Origin of the sequence: Microbacterium sp. 70-16 (genome assembly GCF_001898315.1) — a bacterium.
GTDB lineage: Bacteria > Actinomycetota > Actinomycetes > Actinomycetales > Microbacteriaceae > Microbacterium.
Genome location: NZ_MKTQ01000010.1, coordinates 223,296 through 238,794, shown reverse-complemented (window position 1 = coordinate 238,794; position 15,499 = coordinate 223,296). Strand labels below are relative to the sequence as shown.

Here is a 15,499-nt window from a genome sequence, read left to right as displayed (position 1 = left end):
GCCTAGAATCGTCGCCATGGCCCCGCTCGTCTATCTCTGCGCGCGTCCACAGGCGGGTGCCGCCGCGGCCGAGTATGAGTCGTTCCGCACCGCGATGCGGCTGGAGGAGACCGAACTCGACCGCTGGGATCTCGTGCGCGATCCACTGCCGGCCGACTTCGCGACCCGCTGGCGCGGGGCCGTCGTGGGCGGCAGCCCGTTCAACGTGACCGACCCCGAGTCGACCAAGACCGACGTCCAACTCGGCGTCGAGGCAGGCCTTGCGCTGCTCGCGCGCAGCGCGGCGGCGGGCGAGATGGCGGCGCTGTTCACCTGCTACGGCATCGGCATCGCGACCCGCACACTCGGCGGCGAAGTCACCCGCGCCTACCCCGAAGACACCGGACCCACCGTCGTGACGCTCACCGACGACGGCCGCCGCGACCCGCTGTTCGGGGCGCTCGCGCAGACCTTCACGGCGCTCACGGCGCACAAGGAGGGAACCGAGCGGATGCCGGAGGGCGCTGTTCTGCTGGCATCCAATGACGGATGCCCCGTGCAGGCCTACCGCGTCGGCGACACGCTGTACGCGACGCAGTTCCACCCCGAGCCGACCGGCCGCGCCTTCACCGAGCGCATGGCCGTCTACCGCGACGACGGGTACTTCGCCGCGCACGACTACGACCGCATCGCCGCGCAGGTGCTCGCGGCGTCGCTGTCAGAGCCACCGCGCATCCTGCGCGCGTTCGCGCAGACGTTCTGACGCGCCTACTCGACGCGGGTGTACTCGGCGTAGCCGCGCGGCAGGGGCGGCGTGCGCGGACCGACGACGGCGGCCGAGTCGGGCGTCAGCGTGAGCGGACCCTCCTCGCGCGGGCGGTCGTGGCGCGCCGCCGTGCTCACCCACACCTCTTCCGAGGCATCCACCTCGATCGTCCACGGCTCGGGCGACAGGTTGACGTAGACGCGCGCGGCGGCGCGGTGCAGCACCCAGCGGCCCGGGCCGACCACCTCGGCGGAGTGCCCGGCGCGGTCGGTGTCGGTCAGTTCGGGGTGGGTGCGTCGCAGGAACGCGAGGCCGCGGTACAGACTCAGCAGCCGGGCGTGGTCGCCGACGGATGCCTCGGCCCAGTCCAGCTTCGAGCGCGCAAACGTCGCCGGATCGTTGGGGTCGGGCACGAGCGACTCGTCCCAGCCCATGCGCGCGAACTCGGCCTTGCGGCCGCGGCGGGTCGCCTCGGCGAGCTCGGGCTCGGGGTGCGAGGTGAAGAACTGCCACGGCGTGGAGGCGCCCCACTCCTCGCCCATGAACAGCATCGGGGTGCCGGGAGCGGTCATCGTCAGCACGGCAGCGACCGCGAGCCGATCCAGCGAGAGGGACTGACTCAGCCGGTCGCCGGCGGCGCGGTTGCCGATCTGGTCGTGGTCCTGCGCGAAGGTGACGAGCTGCCACGACGGAACCCCGGCCGGCACCGGCGCTCCCCAGTTCTTGCCGCGGAAAGAGGAGTAGGTGCCGTCGTGATAGAAGCCGCCGCTCCAGGTCTTCGGCAGCGCGTGCGGGTCGGCGAAGTCGGCGTAGTAGCCGCCGGTCTCTCCCGTGAGGGCGACGTGCACGGCATGGTGCCAGTCGTCGGCCCACTGCGCGTGGATGCCATGGCCGCCCGCCTCCCGCGGCAGGATCATCACCGGGTCGTTGAGGTCGCTCTCGGCGATGAGGGTGAGGGGGCGACCGGATTCGGCGGAGAGCGCGTCGACGCGCGCGGCGATCTCGGCGAGGATGTGCACGGGGCTGCCGCCCGACTCGTGGAGCGCGTGCACGGCATCCAGCCGCAGTCCGTCGACGTGGAAGTCGCGCAGCCACATCAGCGCGTTGTCGATGATGAAGTCGCGCACGGCCCGCTCGTCGAGGTTGACGCTCGCTCCCCAGGTATTGCCCTGCCCGTCGCGCAGGTACGGGCCGAACTCGGGCAGGTAGTTTCCGGACGGACCGAGGTGGTTGTAGACGACGTCCTGGATCACCGCGAGGCCCGCCGCGTGGGCGGCGTCGACGAAGCGGCGGTAGGCCTCGGGGCCGCCGTAGTCTTCCTGCACGGTGTACCAGAGCACACCGTCGTAGCCCCAGTTGTGGGTGCCGTTGAAGCCGTTGACGGGCAGCAGCTCGATGTGCGTGACGCCGAGGCCGACGAGGTGGGGCAGCTTCGCGATCGCGGCGTCGAGCGTGCCCTCGGGAGTGAAGGTGCCGACGTGCAGTTCGTAGATGAGGCCGCCCGCGAGCGCCCGGCCCGGCCAGTTCTGGTCGGTCCAGGTGAAGGATGCCGGGTCGTCCCACGCCGACAGCTCGTGCACCCCGTGCGGCTGGCGCCGCGACCGCGGGTCGGGCCGTGCAGGCGTGGCCCCCGGGTCGGTAGGACTGGCCCCCGAGCCTGTCGAGGGGCCGTCCACACTGGCCCCCGAGCCTGTCGAGGGGCCGCCGCCACTGGTCGCCGAGCCTGTCGAGGGGCCGCCGCCCAGCACGAAGCCGTACTCATCCCCCGCCGCGAGCGCGACGTCGGTGCGCCACCACCCGGCATCCCCCGCCGTCAGCTCGACGTCGTCATGCCCCGCCCGCCGCAGCCGCACGCGATCGGCTCGCGGAGCCCACACCTCGATGCCCATGCCCCCATCCTGCCGCCCCACCGCAATAACTCAGGAACAACGGTCGCTGAACTGCCGCAAACGCCGGTTTCGAGCCGCGGACGGCGCGGAACTCCTGAGTTATTGCGGGCGCGCGCTCACGCCCGCACGAGCAGCGCAACCGGGTAGTCGCTCAGCAGCGCCGCGAGTGCCAGTCCCGTGGGCCCGGCCGTGGCGATGCGCCCGGTCAGCTCGTCGCGCCACCGGCCGGCCGGGAGCATGACCGCGGCATCCGCCCAGCCGCCACGGCCGGCAAGGCCGACGGGAAGCCGCGTCGCGACGGCGATCGCGCCGCCGCGGTCGAACGCGATGGCGTGAGTGGATGCCCCGCCGACGGTCTCGAGCGGCGCGTAGCGCGTGAACAGCTCGGGACGGTCGCGGCGCAGCCGCAGCGCACGGGAGACGAGCAACAGCTTCGCCGCGCCGGACGCGTCGACGGGCGGCAGCCAGCCCTCGTCGAGCCGAGCGAGCAGGCTGCGGCGCACGTCGTAGTCGACGGGGCGGCGGTTGTCGGGGTCGACGAGCGAGTGATCCCACAGCTCGGTGCCCTGGTACACGTCGGGCATGCCCGGGCCGGCGAGCTGCAGCAGCTTCGCCGACAGCGAGTTCGACCAGCCGGACGCGGTGATCTCGGCGACGAACGCCTCGACGACAGGGCGGGCGGGCCCGACCGCGGCGTCGACGAGCGCGTGCACGCCGGCCTCGAACGCGGCATCCGGAGACTCCCAGCTCGTCCCGGTCGCCGCTTCGCGGGCCGCCTTCTCGGCGTAGCCGTGCAGGCGGGCGGCGAGCCCTTCGACAAGCTCGGGGGCCAGTGCGGGCCACGCGCCGATGATGGCCTGCCAAAGCAGGTTGTCGAGCGGGCCGTCGCCGGTGCTCGCGAACCCGCGCAGCTGCGCGAGCACGTCGCGCCAGCGCTCGGGCACCTCGGCCAGCACGTCGAGGCGCGCCCGCGCGTCTTCCGAGCGCTTCGTGTCGTGCGTGGTGAGCGTCGTCATCGTGTGCGGCCACGATGCCTGCCGCCGCGCGAATGCCTCGTGGAACCGCGGCACCGACAGCGCGAAGCGCGACGGATCGCCGCCCACCTCGTTGAGCGACGTCAGCCGGCTGTACCGGTAGAACGCCCGATCCTCGACGCCCTTCGCCATCACGGGACCGGTCGTCTGCATGAACCGCGTCGCGAACTCGCCGCGCGGGTCGCGCAGGATCAGCCGCGCGACGGATTCGATATCGTCGGCGATGTCGGGGCGACGAGCGGATGCCGCGGCCACCGCCTGCTCGAGATGCTCGCGCCCGGCCGGCAGGTACGCGCGGTACACCGCGAACGCGGCGAGCAGTTCGGCGATCGCATCGCGCGCGAAGGCATCCTCTTCGAACGTGCCGCCGTAGCCGTCCGGGATCGCGTGGATGATGCGCCGCACCTCGGCCGCCTGCGCCGTGTCGGCGATGTCGCGCTTGGTGCCGGCGATCATCGCGGCCCAGTCGGCCGGAGCCCCGCGCAGGTCGGTGTCGATCGCGGTGAGCTGCCAGACCCCCGCGGGGTCGACGAGCACCCGCTCGATCTCGCCGAGCGCGTCGTACCCCGTCGTGCCGTCGGTCGCCCACCACCCGGGCAGCGACTCGCCCGGTTCGAGAATCTTTTCTACGACCACGTAGGGGCGTTTCGTCTCGTCGCTGCGCTCCTCGCTCAACGACCGGTCTGCCACCGCGGCGAGGCGGTCGAGGTAGCCGCCGGGGTCGGCGAGGCCGTCGGGGTGGTCGATGCGCAAGCCGTCGACGAGGCCCTCGCGCAGCCAGCGGACGATCTCGACGTGCGTCGAGTCGAAGACGGCCGGAACTTCGACACGCACGCCCGCGAGCGAGGTCACGGTGAAGAAGCGCCGGTAGTTCAGCAGCCGCGCCTCGCGGCGCCAGAAGCCGAGCTCCCAGTGCTGGCGCGCGAGCACGTCGCGCACCGCCGCGGCATCCGCCGTCGCGTGCAGCGGAGCCGTCCCCGGTGCGAGCGGCAGCACGAGGTCGTAGTACCGGGCGGTGCCGAACTCGGCATCCGTCTCGGGCGGTGCGACGGTGATCTCCCCCGCCGCGACGACGTCGTCGAGCTCGCCGCCGAGCACCGGCAGCCGCACGCGCCCGTCGCCGTAGGCCCAGTCGATGTCGAAGGATGCCGCGTACCGCGACGCCTCGCCGTGGGCGAGCACGTCCCACCACCAAGGATTCTGCTGCGGATCCGCGACACCCTGATGATTCGGCACGATGTCGACGAGCACACCGAGCCGCGCCGAACGCGCCGCGGCCGAGAACCGCTCGAGCCCCGCCGCACCCCCGCGCGCCTCGTCGACGCGGGTCGGATCGACGACGTCGTACCCGTGCATCGAACCCTGCGCCGACTGCAGGATCGGCGAGAGATACGCCCAGCCGACGCCGAGGTCGCTCAGATAGCCGGTGACGTCCGCCGCGGCATCCAGATCGAATCCGGCGTGCACCTGCAGCCGGTACGTCGAGGACGGGATGGATGGTCGGCGGTCGCTCATCAGCTGCTCCCGGATTGATTCTCTGAGCGGATCAGTTCGGGACTATCGGACGTGCGGCAGCTCGGCCTGCGGCGCCGGCGAGGGCACGATGTCGATCGGGCTCGTCAGGGCGGCCAGGGACGCCGCGACGGTGTGCCCGGTCTCGGGGGCATCCTGCTCGTGATCACGCACGACGAGGAGCGAACGGGCGGGAACGTCGATCGTGTCGCCGCCGCTGAGCACGACGGTATCGGCGAGCTGGCCGGCCGTGTCGATGATGACCTCCCACCGCGGACTGTACTCGGCGCGCGGGATCGTGAACTCGACGTCGTCGTCACCCGCGTTGAACAGGATGAAGAAATGCCGGTCGGTGATCTCCTCGCCGCGCCGGTCGCGCTCGCGGATGCCGCCGCCGTTGAGGAAGACCGCGATCGCGCGGCCGAAGCCCGACTCCCAATCCTCCGGCTGCATCTCGGTGCCGTCCGGCCGCAGCCAGGCGATGTCGGGAATGGGCGCGCCCTCTTCACGCCGCACCGGCCGCCCGTTGAAGAAGCGGCTGCGCCGGAACGTCGGATGCTCGCGGCGCAGGCGGGTGAGGGCGGCGGTGAACTCGATGAGCGGCTGGTCGATGTGCTCCCAGTCGACCCACGTGATCTCGTTGTCCTGCGCGTAGCCGTTGTTGTTGCCGCCCTGCGTGCGGCCGAGCTCGTCGCCGTGGCTGATCATCGGGACGCCCTGGCTGATCAGCAGCGTCGCGAGGAAGTTGCGTTGCTGCCGCGCGCGCAGCGCCAAGACGGCGGGGTCGTCGGTCGGGCCTTCGACGCCGCAGTTCCACGAGCGGTTGTGCGATTCGCCGTCGTTGTTCTGCTCGCCGTTGGCTTCGTTGTGCTTCTCGTTGTACGACACGAGATCGCGCAGCGTGAAGCCGTCGTGCGCCGTGACGAAGTTGATGGATGCCACGGGGCTGCGGCCGTCGTGCTCGTAGAGATCGGCCGATCCCGTCAGTCGCGACGCGAACTCGCCGAGCGTCGAAGGCTCGCCGCGCCAGAAGTCGCGCACGGTGTCGCGGTACTTGCCGTTCCACTCCGTCCACTGCGGCGGGAAGTTGCCGACCTGGTAGCCGCCGGGGCCGAGGTCCCACGGCTCGGCGATGAGCTTGACCTGACTGACCACCGGATCCTGCTGGACGATCTCGAAGAACGCCGCGAGGCGGTCGACCTCGTAGAACTCGCGCGCGAGGGTCGCCGCGAGGTCGAACCGGAATCCGTCGACGTGCATCTCGAGCACCCAGTAGCGCAGCGAGTCCATGATGAGCTGCAGCGTGTGCGGGTTGCCGACGTTCATGCTGTTGCCCGTGCCGGTGTAGTCGGTGTAGTAGCGCTTGTCGGTCTCTTCGAGGCGGTAGTAGGCCTCGTTGTCGATGCCGCGCATCGACAGGGTCGGCCCCAGGTGGTTGCCTTCGGCGGTGTGGTTGTACACGACGTCGAGGATGACCTCGATGCCTGCCGCGTGCAGGGCCCGCACCATCCCCTTGAACTCCTGCACCTGCTGGCCGCGCTGGCCGGCCGAGGAGTATGTGTTCTGCGGTGCGAGGAAGGCGATCGTGTTGTAGCCCCAGTAGTTCGACAGCCCCTTCTCCTGGAGCGTCGAGTCGTTGACGAACTGGTGCACCGGCATGAGTTCGATCGCCGTCACGCCGATGCGCTTGAGGTGCTCGATGATGACTGGATGCGCGATCGCGCTGTACGTCCCGCGGATCTCCTCCGGAATGTCCGGGTGCCGCTCGGTGAGCCCCTTCACGTGCGCCTCGTAGATGACGCTCTCGGCGTAGGGCGTCTTCGGCTGCCGGTCGCCCGCCCAGTCGAAGAACGGGTTGATCACGACGCCCTTCATCATCGCCTGCGCGGAGTCGTCGTCGTTGCGCGAGTCGGGATCGCCGAAGTTGTAGCCGAACACCGACTGGCCCCACTCGACCTGGCCCTCGACGGCCTTCGCGTAGGGGTCGAGCAGCAACTTGTTCGGGTTGAACCGCTGCCCGTTCTCGGGATCGTTGGGCCCGTACACGCGGTAGCCGTAGCGCTGCCCCGGCTGGACCGTCGGCAGGTACGCGTGCCACACGTGGGCATCGACGTCGCGCAGCTCGACGCGCGTCTCCTTGCCGCGATCACCGAACAGGCACAGCTCGACCCGCTCGGCGCCCTCGCTGAACAACGCGAAATTGGTACCACTGCCGTCGAAGGTCGCACCCAGGGGATACGCGGAACCGGGCCAAATCTGCATGTGCACTCTCCTGGTCGTCGACATCAGCCTAGACACCCCGCCGCCGCGGCGGTGGTCGAGATCAGCTCTACCGGTGATCGAGTGCCGAGCGTGCAGCGCTCGTGGGGCAGGGTGAGCGCGGCGCCCGCGCATCACCGCAGGTCGAGCTGCTCGTCGAGGTAGGCGGCGAGGGGGCGCGGGGCGCCGGTCGCGCTCCAGCGCACGTGCGGGATGCCCCCGGCAAGCGACAGCGGGCCTGATGCCTCGCCACGCGCGAGCGCCGCGAGGTCGATCGCGGCGAAACCCAGGTGCAGCACCTCGCCGTCGGCGAAGCCTCCGCGGGCAGCGGCCGCGGCGCGCTCGGAGCGCTCGCGCTGCGCCTGCGCGGTGTACCCGCGCACAGCTTCGGTGCGGGCGCGCAGCACTTCTGCGGTCGCGTAGACAGCGCCATCCCCGATCAGCAGCACGCCGACATGCCACGCCTCGCCGACCGGCACGATGCGCGGGGCGCGCCCGAACCCCAGCACTCGCCGCGACAACGCCCACTCGCCGAGCCGTTCACGCGGATGCCCCGCGAGGCGCGCACGCACGGCGTCGAACAGCGCCGCGGCATCCGTCCCGCCCATCACGAACCGACAGCCGCGCGTCAGCCGCGCGGCCCCGGGCGCACGCTGAGGTCGGAGATCACGGCGTCGCGCGGCAGGTCGAGCGCTGTGAGGATCGCCGTCACGACGGAGGCCGGGTCGATCCACCGTGACGGGTCGTAGTCAGACCCCTCCTGCGCGTGGACCTCGGCCTGCATCGGCGTCGCGGTGCGTCCGGGGTAGACGGTCGTGACACGCACGCCGTGCGCGGCCTCCTCGCCGCGCAGGGCGTCGGCGAGCGCCTTCAGCCCATGTTTGGAGGCGGCGTACGCCCCCCAGTCCGGATGGGCGGTGAGTCCCGCGCCCGAATTGACGAAGACGATCTGGCCGTGCGCGGCGCGCACCCGCGGCAGGACAGCGCGGGTGAGCTCGGCCGGCGCGACGAGGTTGACGATGAGCTGGGATGTCCAGGCATCCAGCGGCAGCTCTGCGACCGGGCCCAGCGCGACGACACCCGCCGCGTGGATCACGGCGTCGATGCGCGCGGGCAGCGCCGCCGCGGCAAGCGCGGGCGCGATCTGCTCGGGATGCGCGAGGTCGGCGGATACCGTCGTCGCGCCGGGGAAGGCAGCGGCGAGCTCGGCCGCGCGGTCGTCGTCGCGGGCGATCAGCACGAGGTCATCGCCGCGCGCGTGCAGGCGCTCGGCGAGCAGCCGCCCGATGCCCGAACCCGCGCCGGTGAGGAGGTGGATGCTCATGGCATCCATCCTCGCACCGGGCTCGGCGGCGGCCCCGACTTCCGCTAGATGCCCCCGTCGATCGAGCGGGTGAGGTCGGCGGTGTCGTCGGGCACCATGACCGGAGTATCGCGGTTGAGCGAGCGCCCGTCGAAGAACGGCTTCGAACGCGGGAACAGGTACCAGACGAACATCAGCACGACACCGACGAGCAGTGCGCCGATGCCGACGACAAACGTGCCGCCGATGCCGAACAGCACCGTGTAGCCGTAGTCGACGTCGTACATGTCGATCGCCGACTGCACGAACGCGAACGTCAGCATCACCGCCCCCAGCAGCGGGAAGATCCCCCTGAACCAGAGGTTCCGCGCCGAGGTGAACAGGTCGCGGCGGTAGTACCAGACGCACGCGTAACCGGTGATCGCGTAGTAGAACGCGATCGCGAGGCCGAGCGACAGGATCGAGTCCTGCAGGATGTTGTCGCTGACCAGCGTCATGCCGATGTAGTACGCGGATGCCACGACACCCATGACCAGCGTCGAGAACGACGGCGTCTTGTACTTCGGGTGGACGTCCTTGAACCGCGCGGGCAGCGCCCGGTACACGCCCATCGCGAGGGTTCCGCGGGCGGTCGGCAGGATCGTCGTCTGCGTCGACGACACCGCCGAGATGAGGACGGCGATCACGAGCAGCCAGCCCCACGGGCCGAGCAGTCCGTCGCGGATCGCACTGAACACGTCGTCGGCGTTGGCTTCGTTGCCGAGGCCCACTCCGCCTTCGCCGAGGCCGGCGTACATCATCGCGGCGATCGTGACCGAGACGTACGTAACGAGCAGCAGCACGCAGGTCAGCAGGGCCGCGAGGCCCGGGATCCGCTTGGGGTCCTTCGTCTCCTCGTTGAGGGCGAGGCACGTGTCCCAGCCCCAGTAGATGAACAGCGCCAGCAGCACGGCCTCGGTGAACCCGTGCCAGTCGGTGAACGCGAACGGGTTCATCCACTCCCAGTCGAACGGCGTGGGGTTCGGCGCGGTGCCCGCGAAGAACTGCCACAGCGCCGCGATCACGAAGACGATCAGGGCGAGGTACTGGATCGCCAGCAGGATGTTCTGGATCCGTTCGCCGATCTCGACGCCGCGCCAACTGATGTAGGTCATCGCCGCGATGAAGAAGACGGCGACGAGGATGATCCGCCAGTCGTTGTTCTCGAACTCGAGCCCGAACATCGCCCAGAAGTAGATGGAGGCGATCTGGGCGAGGTTGGCGAGCACGACCATGCCGGCGACGGCGACGCCCCACCCGCCCATCCAGCCCACCCACGGGCCGAACGCCTTCGTGCCCCACGTGAAGGTCGTGCCGCAGTCGGGTACCTCGTTGTTCAACTCGCGATACCCGTACGCGATGAACAGCATCGGCACGAACGCGATGATGAAGGCGATCGGAGCCTGCCCGCCGACGGCGAGCACGACCCAGCCGAGGGTCGCGACGAGCGAGTAGACGGGCGCAGTGGATGCCAGGCCGATGACGGTCGAGCCCCACAGGCCCAGGGTGCCGGCGGCGAGGCCCTTGCCGTCCGCGCGCTCGAGGTGGATGGGCGTGGTGGATCCGAACTCACTCATGGCACGACCTCCGGGCGTCGTCTTCGGGTTGCCCTGCACAGTAGCGGTCCGCGCGCGTGCCCGAGATATACGCGAGGGCCAGGACCCTGCGCCCGGCTCGCCGATGCGTACACTGCGGCATCCCGTCATGCGGCGTCTGCGCGTGACGGCCGGCGCCGGGCGGCTAGCGCCGCCGCGCGCGGCTACGCGGGCGCGCCGGCGGGATCGGCGGGGCGGCCACCGCCGCGCCCACGGTATTGACGAGCTCGCCGATGCCCTCGATGACCATGCGGACCTCGTCACCCTCGCGCAGCGGCCGCGGGGTCAGCGCGCCGGCGCGGCCCCAGAGCTCGCCGAGGCATCCGCCGCCCCCGACCGTTCCCGAGCCGAGCACGTCGCCCGCGACGACGCGCGAGTTGCGCGCGGCGTACATGACGAACTCGGGGAACGGCCAGCCGGCGTTCGAGACGAGGTCTTCGCCGATCAGCTCCCCGCCCACGTAGACCTCCGCGCGGACGGCGAGGAATCCGTCGTCGTCGAGGTATCCGGCGAGCTCGTCGGCTGTGACGATCCAGGGGCCGAGCGTTGTGCCGAAGTCCTTGCCCTTGGCGGGCCCGAGGCGCACCTTCATCTCGCGGGACTGCAGGTCGCGCGCTGACCAGTCGTTCATGATCGTGTAGCCGAAAATCGCGGCGGATGCCGCATCGGCGTCAAGGTTCGCGCCTCCCGGCCCGCCGATGACGACCGCGACCTCGAGCTCGAAGTCCAGGCGTTCGGTCACGGGCGTGGCGACCACGTCGCCCGGACCGGAGATCGTGTGCGTGTTCGTGAAGTAGAAGGTCGGGTACTCGTACCACTCCGCGACAACGCCACTCGCGCCGTCAACGCTCGCGCTGACGCCCTCGACATGCTCTTCGAACGCGACGAAATCGCGGAGGGATACCGGGACCACGGGCGCCAGCAGACGGATGCTCGCCAGCGGCTCACCGGCCGTGGGGTCGACCTGGGCGAGCGCGGCACGCGCGGCATCCAGCCCTCCGGCGAGGATCTCGGCGACGGTCGCACCGCCTGGGAACGGCACGACCCGATCGTCGATCACGAAGCCCTCCGACACGGACCCCGCGACGCGGCCCGTCTCCGCGGTATCCGCGCCGTCGCCACTCTTGGCAGCGTCCGGATGCGACCCCACCCAGCGTGCGATCCTCATCGCGACCTCCTCGTCCCGCGCGTGCGCGCCCCTCCACTCTCGCGCCGTCGCGCCCGTCCCGACACCGCCCGACGGCGATACAACCGATCGCCCGCCGCCATGGCCGCCACCCCCATCCACGGGCTGTTCCCGAACTGATCCGCCAGGAGGATCAGTTCGGGAACACGGCGATCGCGCACACTCCCGGACTGATCCGCCAGGAGGATCAATCCGGGAGTGCCGCGGGGGGTCACTCGTAGCGGAGCGACTCCACGGGGTCGGCGCGCGCGGCGCGGGCGGCGGGGAGCGTCCCGGCGAGGAACGCGATCGCCATCACGACGAGGATGATCACCGCGATCGACACGGGGTCGAACGCGATCAGCTGCAGCCCCGGCAGGTCGGAGAACAGCCCCTGCGCGAGCGCCGAGCTCACCGCCGTGCCGACGAGCATGCCGACGCCGGCGCCGATCGCGCTGCCGAGGAAGCCGATGAACACCGCCTCGAGGCTGAACAGCGAGAACACGCGGCCCGAGCCCATGCCCATCGCCTTCATGAGGCCGATCTCGCGCGTGCGCTCCTGCACGCTCATCAGCAGTGTGTTGACGATGCCGAAGCTCGCCGCGAGCAGGGCGATGATCGCGAACGCGTTGAGCACAAGCACGATCGCGTCGATGACGGCCGTGAACGAGCCCAGCTGGTCTTCGACGGTCGTGCCGGTGAACCCGGCATCCGACAGTGCGGTCTTCAGATCGTCGACCTGAGCGGCCGTCGCGCCGGAGGCGAACCACACACTCGCGCTCGCGTAGCGGTCCTGCTGGTCGGCCGGCACGCCGGTGTTCTGCAGCGTGAACAGCTCGTCGGTCAGCGCCTCGTTCGGCGTGATGGTCGAGCCCGCGCCCACGAGGGTCTGCTCGCTGACGCCCGTCACGGTCGCCTCGACCGTGTGCTGCGTGCGCACGGCGTCGGTCACGGCGATCGTTACGGTCTGCCCGATCGCGTCGGCGGCATCCGCGAAGCCGAGCGGTTCGACGAGGGCGTCGGGGATCGCGACCTCGAGGTCCGTCGCGTCGGCGTCAGGCGCCTCACCCGCGGCGAGCTGCAGCGATTGCCCCGGGATGAGCGAGCCGACGCCCGTCACCCACTTCGTGCCGTCGCCGGCCTGGATGTAGTCGGCGCTGATCGACTTCGTCGCCTCGACCCGCTCGACCCCCGCGATGCCCTGCAGCATCGTGATGTCGTCGTCGGTGAGGGCCGTCACCGTGCCGCCGCCGCCAGGCCCGGGCGTTCCCGCGCTGATGGCGTTGGGGTCGTACTCGGTGGGGCCCGAGTCGAGGCCCGTCGCCGAGTCCGAGGTCTTCGTGACGGTCATGACATCGCTCGCGCCGATCGAGGCCACCGTGTCGTCGATGTAACGGTTGATCCCAGTGCCGAGCCCATTCGTGACGGTCAGCGTGAACGCGCCGACGAAGATCGCGAGGATGGTCAGGATCGTGCGCGTCTTCGAGCGGAACGTGTTCGTCACCGCCGAGGCGACGAGGTCGCCGGCCTTCATGCCGCCACCTCCGACTCGGAGACGATGAGTCCGTCCTTGATGTGGATGCGGCGGTCGCAGCGCGCCGCGAGGTCTTCGTCGTGCGTCACGACGATGAGGGTGATGCCGTGCTCGCGGTTGAGGTCGAACAGGATGTCCTCGACGACGGCGCCCGTCGCCGAGTCGAGGTTTCCGGTCGGCTCGTCGGCGAAGATGACGCGCGGGTTGTTGACGAGCGCGCGGGCGATGACGGTGCGCTGCTTCTGCCCGCCGGACAGGTCGGTCGCCTTGTTCTTCGCCTTGTCAGCCAGGCCCAGCTGCTCGAGCGCCGCGAGTCCGCGCCGCGTGCGCTCGCGAAGCGGGACCCCGGCGATCTTCATCGGCAGCACGACGTTGTCGAGTACGCTCGTGTTCGGCGTCAGGAAGAACTGCTGGAACACGAACCCGAACGTCTTGTTGCGCGTGCGGTTGAGCGTACGCCCCCGCAGGCCCGCCGTGTTCTCACCGGCGAGCGAGATCGTGCCCGTCGACGGCTCGTCGAGCAGCGCCAGCAGGTGCATGAGGGTCGACTTGCCCGACCCGCTCTTGCCGACGATCGCGACCGACTCGCCCTCGCGGATCTCGAAGCTCACGCCCCGCAGCGCATCGAACCGGTTCTGCCCGCGCCCGTACGAGCGCGTGACGTCCGCGACTTCGAGCAGCGGCGCGGTCACGCCGGCACCTCCTCGGCTGCGGGCGCGTCCGTTGCGGATACCTCGACGGCAGGCGCGGCGGGGGAGTCGGCGGATGCCTCGGCATCCGTCTCGTCGTCATCGAGCGTCGTGCGGAACGGCACTTCCTTGATGAACAGCAGTGCGACAAGCCCCAGCACGAGCATCGGCACGAGCATCAGGAACACCGGTGTCAGAGCGTCGTTGTACGCTCCGACGATGACGTCGCGGATGGCATCGGGCAGCGCGTTGACGACGCTCGGGGTGAGCGAGTTGAGGTCGGTGCCGGCCGACGCTCCCGCCGAGCCGAGCCCCGACAGCCCGTCCGTGAGCAGATCGGTCAGGCGGCTCGTGAACAGCGCACCGACCAGGGCGCCGCCGATCGAGGCGCCGATCTCGCGGAAGAAGTTGTTGGATGCCGTCGCTGTGCCGACCTGGCTGTTCGAGAACGAGTTCTGCACGATCAGCACGAGGATCTGCATGCCCAGGCCGATGCCGAACCCGAGGATGAACAGGTAGCTCAGCATGATCCACAGGGCGGTGTCGATCGTGAGGGTCGACATCAGCACGAGCCCTGCCGCGATGACGATCATGCTGGCGATGGGCATCCACTTGTACTTGCCGGTGCGCGAGGCGATCGCGCCCGTGCCGATCGTCGAGATCATGAGACCCGCGATCATCGGCAGCATGAGGTAGCCCGACACCGTCGCGCCGACGCCGGCGACCATCTGCAGGTAGGTCGGCAGGTAGGCGAGCGTGCCGAACATCGCGACGCCGATGAACAGGCCGGCGACCGTCGCGAGGACGAAGTTGCGGCTGCGGAACAGCGACAGCGGGATGAGCGGGTCGGATGCCCGGTACTCGGCGATCACGAACGCCCCTGCCGCGACCACGGCGGCGACGATGAGCCACAGGATCTGCGGCGAGTTCCAGTCGTACGTGTTCCCGCCCCACGAGGTGACGAGGATGATCGAGGTGACCGCGACGGCCATCGTGAGCGTGCCCCACACGTCGAACCGGAAGCTGGCGCGGTGCTTCGGCAAACGGAGGAACACCGCGGCGAACGCGATCGCGACGATGCCGAGCGGGATGTTGATCCAGAACGCCCAGCGCCAGCCGATGCCCTCGGTGAACCAGCCGCCCAGCAGCGGGCCGATGACGGCCGACAAGCCGAACACGGCACCCATGATGCCCATGTACTTCGAGCGCTCGCGCACCGGCACGACGTCGGCGATGATCGCCTGCGACATGATCATGAGGCCACCGCCGCCGAGGCCCTGGATCGCGCGGCCGATGATGAGCCACGTCATGTCGGTCGCGAGTCCGCCGACGACCGACCCGACGAGGAAGATCGACAACCCCGCGATGAACAGCCCCTTGCGGCCGATGAGGTCGCCGAGCTTGCCGTAGATCGGCATCATGATGGTCGCCGCGACCATGTACGCGGTCGTCACCCACAGCATGTGGTCGACGCCGTCGAGCTCGCCGACGATCGTCGGCAGTGCTGTGGAGAAGATGGTCTGATCAAGGGATCCGAGCAGCATCGCGACGAGCAGGCCCGCGAAGACAAGCAGAATCGTGCGCTTGTCGGTGCCGGATGCCGCGGGTGCGTCCCGCTGGGTGAGCACAGAAGAAGTCATGGTTCCAGCGTCGTCGCCGGGAAGGGTTTGCGCGTCCCCCGTGGGGGCGCACTTCGCGTACCCCCGGTGGGGTATCGCCGGGCGCGGCCGCCGGC

11 protein-coding genes are annotated in these 15,499 nt (G+C 70.3%); 1 reads left to right on the top strand and 10 read right to left on the bottom strand.

Going from position 1 to position 15,499, the window contains the following annotated elements:
• Positions 1-16: 16 nt before the first annotated feature.
• A complete protein-coding gene (locus BGO46_RS03995; protein WP_292673031.1) occupies positions 17-742 on the top strand; it encodes a GMP synthase in 726 nt (241 codons plus the stop codon).
• Between the two features lie 5 nt (positions 743-747).
• Here BGO46_RS03995 and treZ read toward each other — a convergent pair whose 3' ends face one another.
• The 10 genes from treZ to BGO46_RS03945 all read right to left on the bottom strand — a co-directional run bounded on the left by treZ (position 748) and on the right by BGO46_RS03945 (position 15,404).
• Positions 748-2,634: a malto-oligosyltrehalose trehalohydrolase gene (treZ, locus tag BGO46_RS03990; RefSeq protein WP_292673034.1), complete on the bottom strand. Its 1,887-nt coding sequence runs from the start codon at positions 2,632-2,634 to the stop codon at positions 748-750.
• A gap of 116 nt (positions 2,635-2,750) precedes the next feature.
• Positions 2,751-5,183 (bottom strand): malto-oligosyltrehalose synthase, encoded by a 2,433-nt coding sequence (gene treY / locus BGO46_RS03985; RefSeq protein WP_292673037.1) that lies wholly within the window; start codon positions 5,181-5,183, stop codon positions 2,751-2,753.
• A 42-nt stretch (positions 5,184-5,225) separates the two neighbouring features.
• On the bottom strand, positions 5,226-7,442 hold the full coding sequence (gene glgX, locus BGO46_RS03980; RefSeq protein ID WP_292673040.1) for a glycogen debranching protein GlgX: 2,217 nt from the start codon (positions 7,440-7,442) through the stop codon (positions 5,226-5,228).
• Positions 7,443-7,573: 131 nt separating this feature from the next.
• Entirely contained in the window at positions 7,574-8,047 is a 474-nt protein-coding gene (locus BGO46_RS03975) for a glutaminase (protein ID WP_292673550.1), read from the bottom strand.
• 20 nt (positions 8,048-8,067) lie between these two features.
• Positions 8,068-8,763, bottom strand: coding sequence for an SDR family oxidoreductase (locus tag BGO46_RS03970; protein WP_292673043.1), 696 nt, complete (start codon positions 8,761-8,763; stop codon positions 8,068-8,070).
• Between the two features lie 44 nt (positions 8,764-8,807).
• Positions 8,808-10,358 (bottom strand): APC family permease, encoded by a 1,551-nt coding sequence (locus BGO46_RS03965; RefSeq protein ID WP_292673045.1) that lies wholly within the window; start codon positions 10,356-10,358, stop codon positions 8,808-8,810.
• Positions 10,359-10,521: 163 nt separating this feature from the next.
• Positions 10,522-11,544, bottom strand: a complete 1,023-nt coding sequence (locus BGO46_RS03960) for a fumarylacetoacetate hydrolase family protein (protein ID WP_292673048.1) — start codon at positions 11,542-11,544, stop codon at positions 10,522-10,524.
• A gap of 229 nt (positions 11,545-11,773) precedes the next feature.
• A complete protein-coding gene (locus tag BGO46_RS03955) occupies positions 11,774-13,075 on the bottom strand; it encodes an ABC transporter permease (RefSeq protein ID WP_292673050.1) in 1,302 nt (433 codons plus the stop codon).
• The gene (locus BGO46_RS03950) at positions 13,072-13,767 is read right to left on the bottom strand and encodes an ABC transporter ATP-binding protein (protein WP_292673052.1); all 696 of its coding nucleotides are present in this window, start codon (positions 13,765-13,767) and stop codon (positions 13,072-13,074) included. Before BGO46_RS03950 ends, BGO46_RS03955 begins: the two co-directional genes overlap by 4 nt.
• Complete coding sequence (locus BGO46_RS03945) at positions 13,764-15,404, bottom strand: MDR family MFS transporter (RefSeq protein WP_292673054.1); 1,641 nt, start codon at positions 15,402-15,404, stop codon at positions 13,764-13,766. The genes BGO46_RS03950 and BGO46_RS03945 overlap by 4 nt, the downstream gene beginning before the upstream one ends.
• Positions 15,405-15,499 lie beyond the last annotated feature (95 nt).

What these genes read in the sequence shown, in the direction of transcription:
- treY (WP_292673037.1), bottom strand. Translation starts at nt 5,183, where the DNA reads ATGAGCGACCGCCGACCATCCATCCCGTCCTCGACGTACCGGCTGCAG.
- BGO46_RS03975 (WP_292673550.1), bottom strand. Translation starts at nt 8,047, where the DNA reads ATGGGCGGGACGGATGCCGCGGCGCTGTTCGACGCCGTGCGTGCGCGC.
- BGO46_RS03945 (WP_292673054.1), bottom strand. Translation starts at nt 15,404, where the DNA reads ATGACTTCTTCTGTGCTCACCCAGCGGGACGCACCCGCGGCATCCGGC.
- glgX (WP_292673040.1), bottom strand. Translation starts at nt 7,442, where the DNA reads ATGCAGATTTGGCCCGGTTCCGCGTATCCCCTGGGTGCGACCTTCGAC.
- BGO46_RS03970 (WP_292673043.1), bottom strand. Translation starts at nt 8,763, where the DNA reads ATGAGCATCCACCTCCTCACCGGCGCGGGTTCGGGCATCGGGCGGCTG.
- BGO46_RS03965 (WP_292673045.1), bottom strand. Translation starts at nt 10,358, where the DNA reads ATGAGTGAGTTCGGATCCACCACGCCCATCCACCTCGAGCGCGCGGAC.
- treZ (WP_292673034.1), bottom strand. Translation starts at nt 2,634, where the DNA reads ATGGGCATCGAGGTGTGGGCTCCGCGAGCCGATCGCGTGCGGCTGCGG.
- BGO46_RS03995 (WP_292673031.1), top strand. Translation starts at nt 17, where the DNA reads ATGGCCCCGCTCGTCTATCTCTGCGCGCGTCCACAGGCGGGTGCCGCC.
- BGO46_RS03960 (WP_292673048.1), bottom strand. Translation starts at nt 11,544, where the DNA reads ATGAGGATCGCACGCTGGGTGGGGTCGCATCCGGACGCTGCCAAGAGT.
- BGO46_RS03955 (WP_292673050.1), bottom strand. Translation starts at nt 13,075, where the DNA reads ATGAAGGCCGGCGACCTCGTCGCCTCGGCGGTGACGAACACGTTCCGC.